Raw genomic sequence first — 12,676 nt, 5'->3', positions numbered from 1 at the left:
CATGCCGACTCAGCCGCCTCGCGACCAGTTCGGGCCGAGACGTGCGGCCGCTCGGCTCAACTCGATCCGGATGCCTGCCGGGGGGCTGCCGACGCAGCGGGAGGGACTGCGGCGGGTGCTCAGCACAGAGTTCCTTCCCGTGTACTTCGACGCGTTCGAGGACGGGAACGACTGGGAGTTCAGAGCGTTGCGCACATCGCAGTGGGTGGCACGCCAGTGGGCCCGCCGCGAGTCCGATCTCGCTCCCCTCCTCGACTCGCTGTACGAGGCGACGGACGACGTCCTCAGCGAAGTGCTGAAGGGCGCCCGGCTCGGCAGCGCGGCGGTCGACGACTGCGCCCGGCGTGCGGCGGTCCTGGGGTCGATGATCATTGCCGCGGTCGTGTTCGAGTACGAGCGGGCCCGGGACAGCGCGACGGCTGCTGGGCCGCAACCGCGTGCGGAGCACGAGGTGATGAAGACGCTGCTCGGCAGCGGTCGTTCGGACGGGTCGTTGGTGCATGTCGTCGCCGAGGCGCACGTGCTGGTCGCGGTACGTCTGTCCGGGGTCGGGGCGGCGAGCGCGGAGGAGGCCTTCTACCGGCACGGCGGCCTGAGGACTCTGTGCCTGCTGGGCCGAGGCGGCGGCTATGTGATCATTCCGGGATGCGAGCCGTCGGCCGCTTCGGCGATCGCGGAGCGGGTGCATGCCGAACTCGGTGGCGGGTGGCTGGTGGTGGAGCAGGGGGACGTGTCCGAGATGACGGCGTGCCGGGAGCGGGCCGACGTCCTCCTCGACCTCGCCGCCGCCCTCTACGACCCGGGCGTGTACCGGTTGCGCGACATGCTGGTCGAGTACACGGCGGTGACGACGCCGTCGGTCGCGACCCGCCTCCTCGGCATGATCGGACCGGTTCTGTCCCGGCCGGCGCTGCTCCAGACACTCACGGCGGTGATCGCCGCGCACGGCGACCGCGTGAAGGCGGGGCACCGCCTCAACCTCCGCCCCGGCGTCGTCGACCAGCGATGCCTCCGCATCGAGGTACTCACGGGTCAGGAACTGGTGAACGGTTCCCTCGGGCTCACCGCGCTGAGCAGCGCTCTGGCGGCTCACGCGCTGTGCGGCCTTGGGGCCGGTGAGTGCTGAGCGCCCGGATGTCGGGTGGCGGACGCGATTCCGTGTGCGGCGCAGGCGAGGGGAAGCGCGGCAGCCTGATCGCTGTCCCGTCCGTCGCCGGTGTTCCTGCCGTCAGCCCCGGAGGGTGAGGCCGGTCAGGGCTTCGCGCAGATGGTCCAAAGACGCGGAGATCCACGGCAGGGACGCCGGGTCCTCGCTGTGCAGGGCCGTCCAGCGCTCCTCGGTCGACTCGCCGTACAGCAGGCTGGTGGCGACGCGCGCACGCAGACCGCTGACCTCGTCGCCGAAGGCCTCGCCGGCCAGTACGCCCACGCCGTGCCGCGCCAGAAGGGCGGAGGCCAACTGCGCGCCAGAGGTGATGCCCTGGCGGCTCAGCTCGGCGCGCACCGGCTCGAAGTCGGGGTAGAGATAGAAGCCGGCCTGGGGGACACGGCAGACAGCGCCGGCCTGGACGAACTCGCCGTGCACGGCGTGGGCCACTGCCGAATGGAGACGGCGCGCGGCGCTGACATGGTCCGTCACCTCCACGGGGTCGCCGAGCACATACGCGGCCGCCACCTGCATCGGGGCGGCCAGACTCGACCACACCTCGCTGGCGATCCCGGTCAGGTCGCGCATCAGCGCGGCGCCCCAGGGGTTGTCCGGCACCCGAGCGAAGCCGATCCGCCAGCCGCCCAGGGCCATCGACTTGCTCAGGCCGCTGGTGACCACGGTGTGCTCGGGCAGGTACGAGGTCGCGCTCGGTGCGGCTCGGCCGTCGTGGCACAGCTCGGCGTAGATCTCGTCGGAAACGACCGTGAGGCCGTGCCGCTCCGCGATGGCGCAGACCTCGCGGAGGTGTTCCGCGCGGGCGACGGTGCCGGTGGGGTTGTCCGGCACCGTCAGCAGGAGCACCCCGGGAGTCGCCCCTTCGGACCGGGCGCGGACGAGGGCCTGTTCGAGGAGCGCGGGGTCGGGAATGCCGCCGGACTCGGCCGGGATGGGCACGTCGATGACGTGCTTGTTCACGATCGCCGCCTGGGCGGCGTAGCTCACCCAGGCCGGGCAGGGCAGCACCAGATCGCCGGGCAGCGCCGCCAGCAGCGCGAACAGCAGCGCCTTGCTGCCGGGGGCGAACAGCACCTGGCCGGCGTCGGTCGGCAGGCCCCTGCGGCCGAACCAGCCCGCCGCGGCCTCGCGCACCTCGTACGAGCCCACGACGGAGCCGTAGCTGTTGTGCCCCGCCGCCCTCGCCAGGACGTCGGCGACGTGGTCGGGAACCGGCAGTCCGGCCTCGCCGAAGCCGAGGTGCAGCACCTTCTCGCCCGCCGCTCTGCGTGCCTGGACGGTCTCGTTGATGGCCAGGGTCGCCGAGTGCATGGTCACCGGGATCCACTCTCCTCTAGAGCTGTCGGCAGCTGTAGCAACAATAATTGCATAGCATGTTATGCGTGCAATAGTAATTGCATCACTGTGCGGTGGGTCGCCACGAACCTCCCTGGCGGTGGCGGGTCAGCCCACCGCCCGGCCGGCGTCCATGAGGATCCCGATCAGCCAGCGCAGGCCCGGATCGTTGACGTGGTGCGGATGCCAGTGCGCGGCCTCGGTGAAGGTGACCGGAGGCAGTGGCACCTCGGCGACGACCAGGTTCAGCTCCGGATCGCAGCGCCGGGCGAGCCGCTCCGGCACGAAGGCGAGCAGATCCGTGCCACTGACCACGAAGGGCAGCGGAAGATGGCTGTGGCACACGACGTCCACAGTGCAGTCGAGGCCGAGCTCCGCCATGACCCGGCTGCGGGGTTCCTCGGGCTGCTGCCTGATGTTCGCCACGGCGTGCGGCAGTTCCTCGAGGTCCTCACGCGTGAGCCTGCCGTCGCGCAGCCGAGGATTGGAGCGGTCGGCGAGGCAGACGAAGTGGTCGGAGAACAGGGCCCGGTGACGCCCCGGCACTCCCGCGTCCAGCGGAGCGACCATCAGGTCCCGTTCGCGGACACGGTGGCTGGTGTCGGTGAACTGGTGGGGCAGCGGCTCGAAGTCGACCCGGACGCCCGGAGCCACCTCCTCCAGCCGCTGGAGGATCCGCTGGACCAGGACGGTCAGCGCGTAGTCGGAGGCCACGATGGAGAAGGTGCGGCTGCTGTCCGCCGGATCGAAGTCGATCGCGGTCGCGGCGAACCGCCCGGCCCGTTCCAGAGCGGCACTGACCTGTGGGAGCAGGAGCCGGGCGAACGGGGTGAGTTCGTAGGTCCTGCCCACCCGGTGGAGCAGTTCGTCGCCGTAGTGTCTGCGCAACTTGGCGAGGATGTCGCTCATCGCCGGCTGGCTCGTGTTGAGCCTGAGTCCGGCCCGGGTCAGGTTGCGTTCCTCCAGCATGGCCTGCAGCGGAACCAGCAGGTTCAGGTCGGGGCCACCCGAGCGGGTCACACGCGTCCCCTCCGATCCGGATCAACAGTGCTGGTCGGCGCGGGGGTCGTACCGAGTGTTGCGCGTCCCGGAAGGTGATGATTGCATGCGGCCTGCCCCTCCGTAGAATGCCGTGTTGCCCGGAAGCGGGCCGTACATGCTGTTCCGTCCTGTGCTGGGCCGTTCGGCCCGGCTTCGGGACCAGCCGGAAAGTGATCGTGTCCCACCGTGGCCAACCTCGACCTGAACCTGTTGGCAGCGCTCCAGGCGTTGCTGGAAGAGAGCAACGTGACCCGGGCGGCTGCCCGGATGGGCATGGGACAGCCGGCGATGAGCGCGGCCCTCGGCCGACTGCGCAGGCACTACCAGGACGAACTCCTGGTGCGGGTGGGGCGCGAGTACCGGTTGACCCCCTTCGCCCGTACTCTGCTGCCGGGCCTGCGCGGCACCGTCGGCATGCTCGAACAGGCGCTCTCGCAGTCCGGGGAGTTCGTCCCCGAGCGGAGCGGCCGGGTGTTTCACATCGCTCTGTCCGACTACGCGCTCACGGTTCTGCAGCGACCGCTGCTGTGCCGCGTGCGCGAGCTGGCGCCACGGGTACGGGTGGAGTTCGGGCCGATGCCTCCCCATGCCGCCTCGGACCAGGCACTGCTGGACACGGACCTGCTGGTCGGCCCGCGCGGCTTCGGTTTCCCCGGTGCGTCGGCGGAGCTGTTCCGCGACCGGTTGGTGTGTGTCACGGACCCGGCGAACCCGGAGTTGGCGGGGCGTGCCCCGACCCTCGGTGATCTGGCCGAACTGCCGCACGCCGTGGCGGTCGTCGGTCATTCGGACCAGGGCACACCCGCCGACCGTCTCCTGGACCAGCTGGGCATCCGGCGCCGGGCGCAGGTGACCGTTTCGGGCTGGCTGCCGGTGCTCTTCACCCTGCCCGGCACACGGATGGTCGCGGTGGTGCCGGAGCGGCTGGCCCGCCGTGTGGCGGCCACCGCCGGGGTGGCGGTTCACGAGCCGCCCTTTCCTGCGACGGAACTCATCGAGGCCATGTGGTGGCACCCCGAACGCGAGGGGGACGGGGGGCACGCGTGGCTGACCGGAGTGCTCCGCGATGTCGGTGAAGGCCTCGCGGAGCAGGACTCCGGGTGAGCCCGCCGCCCGGGTGCGGCGGGTTCAGTAGCTGTGGGTCTCCGTGAAGGTGCGGTACGGCTCGGGCAGCAGCGGGAAGTACTCCATCCGCGTCTCGGTGGAGTACATCCACGAGTGACCTGGTTCGCCGTCCGGCTCCGTGCCCTCCGGAAAGAGGCGGGCGGCGGAACTCTGTACGTTCACCTTGTTGTCGACGAAACTCACGTCGTACGGGTGTGAGGTCAGCCCGATGACGACGTAGTGCCACATCTTCCAGCGGCCCTCCTCTTCGTCGTAGAGGAAGTCGCAGGCGCGCACGGCGGTTCCGGCACCGGCGGTGAAGGTGCCGTCCGGCTGGTCCTTGGCGCTGAACCCGGGGCAGATCCACAGTCCCTTGGCGGACTTGAGATCGTCGGCGATCTCGATGATCGGCTGGGTGTTGGCGTTGTAGAACAGGACGCCGGGGCGGGGGCGTCCCTCGTTGTCCAGGCACAGGTACGAGTGATAGCCGACTATGCAGCGGCGTACGGACTCCGGGCCCTCCCAGCGGCCGAACGGCAGCTCGACCCGTACGTCCGCCGCCTTTGTGGCGAAGAGGTTCTCGTACGCGTATGCGAACTGGTCGTGGGACATCATGTACTCGTACTTGTTCATGACGTTCTCGACCTCACGGGCGGCGAACGCCTTCAGGGCCGCCGACTCCTGTCGATCGGGTGTTCCGACGCGTTCGGTGTCGAGGATCTCGGTCATGGCACGTTCCTGTTCTGTCGGTGTCCTGCGGGTCTTCCGGGTTTTCCGGGAGACGGAGGTGTGGTCGGCCAGGGTGCCGAGGCAGTGGCGGAGGGTCGCTCGCAGCGTGTTCGTCTGCTCCTGGGACAGCGATGTGAGCAGTTCGGTCTCCACCGCGGTGGCCCGCTCGTCGCAGAGGGCGAGCAGGTCGGTCCCGGCGGCCGTCAGATACATGCGCAGCACGCGCCGGTTGTCGGGGTGCCGGGACCGGGTGATCAGACCGCGCCGTTCGAGCGACTGCACGAGCGAGTGCGCGGACTGCGCGGTCACGAACGAACGCCGGGCCAGCTGCGCGGAGGAGAGCCCGGGGTCCGCCCGCAGGACACTGAGCACGGTGTACTGAGGGACGGTGATGTCCCGCTCCCGCAGCAGTCTGTCCAGCCTTTGCCGTACGCCGAGTTCGATTCGTTTGATGAGGTAGAGCAGACCAAGGGGACGAGGAGCGGGCACCGGTCAGTCCTTTCCCGGCACCGCGGAGCCCGCCTCCGGCCAGCCGTCCGGACCGCCGCGTTCCGCGCGGTCGATGTCGTCCAGGGCGGCGAGCACGGCCTCGTGGTACGCCGCCGGAACGTCCCGGCGGATGCTGTGGCCCGCGCCTGGGAGACGCAGGAAACGGCTGGGGGCGTTCAGCAGCCGCAGGCAGTCCGCCTCCTCCACCGCCGTGACGACCGATCCGAGGGCCGGTTCGCCGGCCAGCACGGTGATGGGACAGGCCACTTCGGCGAAGACTTCCCGCCAGGGCCGCAGGAACCAGTCGAGGCCGTACTCGGTGAAGCGGACATCGAACCTCTGCCGGTCCTCGGCCACGATCCGTACCTCGTCGTCACTGGCCAGCGGCATCGCCTTGCGGACGTCATCGATGACCTCGGCCGGCGAGAGCGCGGCCGCGCGTGCCAGGTGCTCGCGCATCTCCTCGACGAATGAGGCGGGCTCGGTGCCGGCGCGCAGGGGCGGGTCCTCCAGGACCAGCCCGGCCGCCAGGTCCGGACGCTGTTCGGCGAGGTTGATCGAGAGCGCCGCCCCGAGTGAGGCGCCGAGGAAGGCGGCCCGCCCGATCTCCAGGGTGTCCAGGACCGCGGCGACGTCGAGCGACACCTCTGCCCTGTTGCGTCGGCCGTCGGGGAATCCGGAGTCGCCGTGCCCGCGGATGTCGACGGCGATGACGTCACGGCCGGCGAGTGCGGGCAGCAGCGGGGACCATGTGCGACGGGACGACGACGCGCCGTGCAGCAGCACCACAGGCACGTCGGACGCGCCGGCCCGCCTCTGCCGCGGTTCCCAGATGCTGAAGACGGTGTGGCCGATGCGCCCGGTCTGCTCGATGTGCGGGGCGTGGGGGGTGGCGTTCATGCGGGTTCCTTCGTGACGGCCGTCTCGGGGTGACCGGAGTACGGGTCGTACATGTGGCATGCGAGGACCCGGTCTCCGACCGGGGTGTCGGCCGGGCGGCGGCTGAGGCAGACGTCGGCGACGTTCGGACAGCGCGGCGCGAACGGGCAGCCTTGTGACGGGGGCGGGGCCGCGTTGGCACTGTTCTCCCGCACCGTCGCGGCTCGGGCGGCCCGCCGGGCGCGCTGCGCGGCCGGATCGGTGCCGGGCACGGCGAGCGTCAGGGCCTTGGTGTAGGGATGCAGAGGGTGTTCGTGGATGTCCTGGGCCGGCCCGCGTTCCATGACCCGGCCGCGGTACAGGACGACGACCCGCTGGGCGAGGTAGGCGACGAGCGGCAGGTTGTGGGCGATGAACAGCAGCGCCACGCCGGTGTCGGCGCGCAGCCGTTGCAGCAGGGTGAGCACCTGGGCCTGGGTCACGACGTCCAGGGCGCTGATCGCCTCGTCGCACACCACGAGGTCGGGCCTGGTGGAGAAGGCGCGGGCGATGCCGACACGCTGACGCTGGCCCCCGGAGAACACGTGGGGGTAGCGGTCCACCGCGTCGGAGGGCAGGGAGACCTGCTTGAGCATGCCGGTGACCCGAGCCGTCAGCTCCGGCTCACCGGGGGTGCCGAGTGCCTGAAGCGGTTCGGCGACACTGCGGCCCACGGTGCGTGCGGGGTTGAGGGAACTGTAGGGATCCTGGAAGACGGCCTGCAGGGAGCCCGCGAAGCGGGCGCGGTCCTCGGCCCGCAGCCGGGTGATGTCCTCGTCCCGGAACGTGACATGTCCGCCGGTGGCCGGTGTCAGCCCCAGTACGGCACGGCCGATGGTGGTCTTGCCGGAACCGGACTCGCCGATGAGGCCGACAGTCTCGCCTTCAGCCACGTCGAAGGTCACGTTGTCGACGGCTCGCACGGGCGTCCGACGCAGGCCGCGTCGGGTGAAGGTCACCTCGAGCGCGTCGAGGCTCAGCAGACTGGTCACTGGTGGGCCCTTTCCGGCAGGGGCAGTTGGGCTACGCGGACGCAACGCACCTGGCGCTCGTCCGGCTGGTCGAGGAGCGGAGGAGTGCGCGGCACGCAGGCCTCCGTGGCGTACGGACAGCGGTCGGCGAAGCGGCATCCCGCAGGCCACTCACCGGGCGACGGAACGGTTCCCGGGACCGTGACCAGGGGCGTACCGGGGACCGCGTGCTCGGGAGAAGCGGCGCGCAGCGCGCGTGTGTAGGGGTGGGCCGGGGAGGTGAGTACCTGTTCCACCGCACCCCGCTCGACGATCTGGCCGGCGTACATCACCACCGCCCGGTCGCACAGGTCGGCCACCACGCCCAGGTCGTGGGTGACGAGAACGACGGCCATGCCGAGCCGGTCGCGCAGGGACCGCAGCAGGTCGAGGATCTCGGCCTGGACGGTGACGTCGAGGGCGGTCGTCGGTTCGTCGGCGATCAGCAGATCCGGCTCGCCGGCGAGGGCGAGCGCGATGCACACGCGCTGGGCCATGCCGCCCGACAGTTCGTGCGGACGGTGTCTGAGCACCGCGGCGGGTTCGTGGATGCCGACCAGGCGCAGCAGTTCCGCCGCGCGGACCCGGGCATCGGCCTTCGACAGCCCTCTGTGCAGCCGCAGGGGCTCGGACAACAGGGCGCCCACGGTGAGACAGGGGTCGAGGGCCGCCATGGGTTCCTGGGAGATGTAGCCGATCCTGCTGCCCCGTAGTCGTTCCAGCTTCTGCTCGTCCATCCCGACCAGATCCCGGCCGTCGAGCACGACGCTGCCCGCGGTGATCCGGCACGGGGGCGGGGTGAGCCGCAGCAGGGCGAGTGCCGTCATCGTCTTGCCGCAGCCGGACTCACCGACCAGGGCCACGATCTCGCCGCGACGCACGGTCAGGTCGACGGCGTCCACGACGGTCACGAGATCACCCTCGGGCGCGCCCTGAGCGGGGAACGACACGGTCAGACCGCGGGTGCGCAGCACTACGGTGCTGTCTTCGGGCACATCTGCCGGGGCCGCTTCGACCGCCCCGGCACTGTCCCGGACGAGGGCCTCGTCCCTGCCCGAACGGTTTCGCCCACGGCGAGTGCCGCGAGGGGCCAGAAGACTTCCCCGTTGGGCGCGCGGCAGTGCGTCGACCAGCGTCGAGCCGATGAAGTTGAGGGCGAGGAGAGTGCATACGACCGCCAGGCCGGACGGCACCATCATCCACGGGGCGTCCTGAAGATGCCGGGTCGCGTCGTTGATCATCTGGCCCCAGCTGGGCGACTCGGGGGAGTAGCCGATGCCCAGGAAGGACAGTGAGGTCAGAAAGAGGAAGGCGCCGCCGTACAGCAGGAAGGCCTCGACGATCAGTGTGGCGAGCACGCTCGGCAGGATGTGCCGGGCCAGGATCCGCCGGCGGGGCAGCGAGGCGATCCGGGCGGCGTCCACGTAGAGCAGGTCACGGGTGGCCTGGGTGCCGGCTCGCACCAGGCGCACGAGACCGCCGCTGAGCAGCACGCCAAGGGTGAGGGTCAGGGCCCACAGACTGTTGCCCGAGACGATGGCGACGGCGAGGATCACGACCAGGGCGGGTACCGAGAAGAGGATGTTCGTGACGAAGGTGATCAGCAGGTCGGGCAGCCCGGAGAGGTAGCCGGCCAGCAGCCCGAAGACCACGCCGAGCACACAGGCCACGGTGATCGGCAGCAGCGCGGCGGCCAGCAGGGTGCCTCCGCCGTGCAGCAGCCGGGAGAGCAGGTCGCGGCCGAGCTCGTCGGTGCCGAGGAGGTGCGCGCCGGAGGGACCCTGGGCGGCGGCGGACAGGTCCTGTGCCAGTGGGTCGTAGGGCGCCAGGACGGACGCGAGGCAGCTGGCTGCGACGACGAGGACCATCCAGGTGACGGCGGCCAGCACCAGAGGACGGCGGGCGGCCTTGGTGAGCGCGGCCCTGGTCGGGCCGGGTGTGCGGCGGCTCATGCGGCACGCACCCTGGGGTTGATGGCACCCACCGCGAGATCGGCGGCCAGGTTCACCATGGTCACGAGGACGCTGAAGTACACGACGGCGCCCTGGACCACGGTGAGGTCATGGTTGTTGACGGCCTGGAGCATCACCGTGCCCAGTCCGGGCAGGTTGAACACCGCCTCGATGATCACGACACCGCCCAGCAGGAACAGGAAGGTCAGCCCGGCCACCGTCACCACCGGCACGGCGGCGTTGCGGAGCACGTGCCGCACCAGGATGCGTCGGCGTGGCACGCCCGCGGCCTGCAGCGTTCGTACGAACGGCTGTCCGAGTACGTCGATGACGGCGGCCCGGGACTGGAAGGCGATCCGTGCCACGGAGGGAACGCCGAGCGCCAGCACCGGGAGTACCAGGTGACCGAGCCACTGGCCCGGGGACTGTGAGAGCTCGACGTAGTCACCGGTCGGGAACAGGCGCACCCGCACGGCGAGCAGCAGGACCAGTACCGCGGCCAGCCAGTAGCCGGGGATCGCCATGATCACCGTGCAGACGGCGTAGACGGCCCGGTCCGCGGTCCCGCCTCGTCGCACCGCTGAGAGCAGGCCCAGGCCGCTGCCCACGACCACCGAGAGGAGGGTGGCCAGCACAGCCAGCGAAACAGTGACCGGGACGGCCTGGGCCAGGGCCTGGGAGACCGGCTGCCCGGTGAGGAAGGAATCGCCGAAGTCGCCCTGCACGGCTTGCCCCAGCCAGGACGTGTACTGGGTGAACAGGGGCTGGTCCAGTCCGAGCTCGTGGTTCAGAGCGGCACGCTGCGCGCCGCCGGCCTGGTCCCCGAGGATCAAAGCCGCCGGATCACCCGGCACCAGCTGGACGAGGAAGAAGCTGACGGTGGCGACGACGAGGACGGTCGGGAGAGCGATCCCGAGACGTTTGGCGATGAATGTCCACATGGTGGCGGCTCCATGGTCCGACGGCGCTGGAAGGAGAGGGAAGGCATGCCGTGGGGACGGGGGGAGGGGCTCAGGGCTGAGTCGTCCGTCCCCACGGCATACCGCTCAGTCGGCCGGTTGGATGTTGTAGAGAGCTACGGCCTGCGTGCTGCCGTTGGTGAGCCGGACCTTTTTCGCGTCGTAGGCGGTGCGCGTGTTGATCAGACCGGGGATGATGTACCACGCCTGCCCGGCGGCGTAATCGAGGAGCTCGCCGTAGATCTTGTTCCTGGCGGCCTCACCGGTTGCCCCGCCCGCCTCGGCCAGCAGTTCGGTGATCTTCGGGTCGTCCACGTGCTGGAAGTTGAAGAACGCGCCAGGGGTCATCGACAGGGTGATGTCGGTGAACGTCCGGCCCGTGACGGACAGGTTGGTGTTGCCCGCGGCCCACTTGCCGCTCATCGCCTGCTGAAGCAGGTCGCTGGTGTGGTCCTCGATCGTCACGTTCACCCCGACCTTGCGCAGGTAACCGGCGATGGCCTGCACGAGCCCGTCCGCCGCCGGCGTGCTGAGCACCTTCAGATCGAAGCCGGAGCCGTAGCCCGCCTCCTTGAGGAGTTGCCTGGCCTTGTCCGGGTCGTAGGTGTACATGCCCGCGAGCTTCTCGCTCCAGCCGGCGCTGGAGGAGTTGGCCGGCACCGAGGGGTTCGCCTCGGCATCGCCGTCCAGCACGGTCTCGATCAGGGCCTCCCGGTCGATCGCGTAGTTGAGGGCCCGGCGCACCCTGACGTCGCCCAGCGCCTTGTTGATCTTCCCTTCGACATCCAGGAGGGCGATGCCCTGACCGAGGGCGGCGGCGCCCTTCTGGATGGTCAGGCCGGAGGTGCTCGTGCCGGGACTGATCGCGAGCACGTCGAGGGAGCCGCTCCGCACCGCGTTGACCTGGGCGGTACGGTCGGTGACGATCTTCATCGTGACTTGTGAGAAGGGGTACGTCTTGGGCGACCAGTAGTTCGTGTTCTGCTTGAGCACGTACTTCTGGCCGGCCACGGTCCGGCTGGTGTCCAGCTGATACGGACCGGTTCCGTTAGAGGCGAGCCGCAGCGAGCCGGGGTTCGCGAGCGACTTGGGGCTGACCATGTAGCCGGCGGACCCCGTGGCGAAGGCCACCGGCAGGTCGGGGTTGGGCGAGGCCAGGGTGATGCGCACCGTGGAACTGTTCACGGCGGTCACCGACTTGACCTGAGCGAGCACGGACTTGGAGCCGTTGCTGGCGTTCTTCTTGCCGTACTCCAGGTTCGTCACGACCGCGGCGGCGTCGAACACGGTCCCGTCGGTGAACTTCACCCCGGTGCGCAGGCGGATCTCCAGCGTCTTCGCGTCGGTGAACTTCCACGAGGTGGCCAGCCACGGGACCGCGTCGCCCGACTTGTCGACGTGGGTCAGCGTGTCGTACATCGCCTGCTGGAGCATCGCCGGGCCCTGGGCCCAGGGGTCGAGGGTTCCCGGCGGGGCCGAGTACTGAAGGTTGAGGGTGCCGGCGTCCGTGCTGTTCCCCGACTCGTTCGCCGGCGAACCGGCACATGCTGTGGCGGTGCCCAGCACCAGTGCCGACAGCGCCAGAGCCCCGGTCGCGCGAATGCGCCTGTCTCTCGTCCCGTGTGCCCCGCTGAGCCTCTGCACGACTGTCACCGCGACCTCCTTGTGGCGGGATCTCGCCTCCGCCCGCTCTGAACGTGATGCGAGTGAAGCACTTCCGTTAACGCCGCTGAAATAAGGGCTGACCATGCGAGTTATCAACCGTTCTGATACTCCGGACAGCCCGCGCGACAACGTCGTGACCAGGCATGTTCGGCTCTGTCCGCGAAGTCATGGGCGTCGTATCGTCGCGGCCGATGGCACGCATACGGCAGTGGCCCGTCCCGTTGGTCGGATGCCGCCGAGGTGCGGCGGTCGGTCTCGGGCTCCGTGGACATGAAGGAGGGGAGACTGGCCTCGGCCTTGTCTGGCAGG

The 12,676-nt window shown here is 70.1% G+C and carries 10 protein-coding genes; 2 read left to right on the top strand and 8 right to left on the bottom strand.

Going from position 1 to position 12,676, the window contains the following annotated elements; translation table 11 throughout:
• Position 1 precedes the first annotated feature (1 nt).
• Complete coding sequence (locus HLK59_RS10360; RefSeq protein ID WP_171141033.1) at positions 2-1,126, top strand: hypothetical protein; 1,125 nt, start codon at positions 2-4, stop codon at positions 1,124-1,126.
• Positions 1,127-1,228: 102 nt separating this feature from the next.
• Here HLK59_RS10360 and HLK59_RS10355 read toward each other — a convergent pair whose 3' ends face one another.
• Positions 1,229-2,482: a pyridoxal phosphate-dependent aminotransferase gene (locus HLK59_RS10355; protein ID WP_171141032.1), complete on the bottom strand. Its 1,254-nt coding sequence runs from the start codon at positions 2,480-2,482 to the stop codon at positions 1,229-1,231.
• A gap of 126 nt (positions 2,483-2,608) precedes the next feature.
• Positions 2,609-3,520, bottom strand: coding sequence for a LysR family transcriptional regulator (locus tag HLK59_RS10350; protein ID WP_171141031.1), 912 nt, complete (start codon positions 3,518-3,520; stop codon positions 2,609-2,611).
• A 207-nt stretch (positions 3,521-3,727) separates the two neighbouring features.
• Here HLK59_RS10350 and HLK59_RS10345 point away from each other — a divergent pair, with 207 nt between their 5' ends.
• Positions 3,728-4,645 (top strand): LysR family transcriptional regulator, encoded by a 918-nt coding sequence (locus tag HLK59_RS10345; RefSeq protein ID WP_171141030.1) that lies wholly within the window; start codon positions 3,728-3,730, stop codon positions 4,643-4,645.
• Positions 4,646-4,669: 24 nt separating this feature from the next.
• On the opposite strand, the gene HLK59_RS10340 is transcribed toward HLK59_RS10345, so the two are convergent.
• The 6 genes from HLK59_RS10340 to HLK59_RS10315 all read right to left on the bottom strand — a co-directional run bounded on the left by HLK59_RS10340 (position 4,670) and on the right by HLK59_RS10315 (position 12,355).
• Complete coding sequence (locus HLK59_RS10340; RefSeq protein WP_171141029.1) at positions 4,670-5,863, bottom strand: MarR family winged helix-turn-helix transcriptional regulator; 1,194 nt, start codon at positions 5,861-5,863, stop codon at positions 4,670-4,672.
• 3 nt (positions 5,864-5,866) lie between these two features.
• Positions 5,867-6,763 carry an alpha/beta hydrolase gene (locus HLK59_RS10335; protein ID WP_171141028.1) on the bottom strand — a complete coding sequence of 299 codons (897 nt, stop codon included), beginning with the start codon at positions 6,761-6,763 and terminating at the stop codon, positions 5,867-5,869.
• Positions 6,760-7,773 carry an ABC transporter ATP-binding protein gene (locus HLK59_RS10330; RefSeq protein WP_171141027.1) on the bottom strand — a complete coding sequence of 338 codons (1,014 nt, stop codon included), beginning with the start codon at positions 7,771-7,773 and terminating at the stop codon, positions 6,760-6,762. Before HLK59_RS10330 ends, HLK59_RS10335 begins: the two co-directional genes overlap by 4 nt.
• Positions 7,770-9,743: a dipeptide/oligopeptide/nickel ABC transporter permease/ATP-binding protein gene (locus tag HLK59_RS50910; protein WP_171141026.1), complete on the bottom strand. Its 1,974-nt coding sequence runs from the start codon at positions 9,741-9,743 to the stop codon at positions 7,770-7,772. The genes HLK59_RS10330 and HLK59_RS50910 overlap by 4 nt, the downstream gene beginning before the upstream one ends.
• The gene (locus HLK59_RS10320; protein ID WP_171141025.1) at positions 9,740-10,684 is read right to left on the bottom strand and encodes an ABC transporter permease; all 945 of its coding nucleotides are present in this window, start codon (positions 10,682-10,684) and stop codon (positions 9,740-9,742) included. The genes HLK59_RS50910 and HLK59_RS10320 overlap by 4 nt, the downstream gene beginning before the upstream one ends.
• Before the next feature lie 105 nt (positions 10,685-10,789).
• Positions 10,790-12,355, bottom strand: coding sequence for an ABC transporter substrate-binding protein (locus tag HLK59_RS10315; protein ID WP_171141024.1), 1,566 nt, complete (start codon positions 12,353-12,355; stop codon positions 10,790-10,792).
• Positions 12,356-12,676 lie beyond the last annotated feature (321 nt).

It is taken from the genome of Streptomyces sp. S3(2020) (genome assembly GCF_013044505.1).
GTDB lineage: Bacteria > Actinomycetota > Actinomycetes > Streptomycetales > Streptomycetaceae > Streptomyces.
This window is presented reverse-complemented; position numbering and strand designations above follow the sequence as displayed.

Excerpts from the sequence above, each read along its gene's own strand:
- HLK59_RS10360 (WP_171141033.1), top strand. The coding sequence starts at position 2 with ATGCCGACTCAGCCGCCTCGCGACCAGTTCGGGCCGAGACGTGCGGCC.
- HLK59_RS50910 (WP_171141026.1), bottom strand. The coding sequence starts at position 9,743 with ATGAGCCGCCGCACACCCGGCCCGACCAGGGCCGCGCTCACCAAGGCC.
- HLK59_RS10335 (WP_171141028.1), bottom strand. The coding sequence starts at position 6,763 with ATGAACGCCACCCCCCACGCCCCGCACATCGAGCAGACCGGGCGCATC.
- HLK59_RS10320 (WP_171141025.1), bottom strand. The coding sequence starts at position 10,684 with ATGTGGACATTCATCGCCAAACGTCTCGGGATCGCTCTCCCGACCGTC.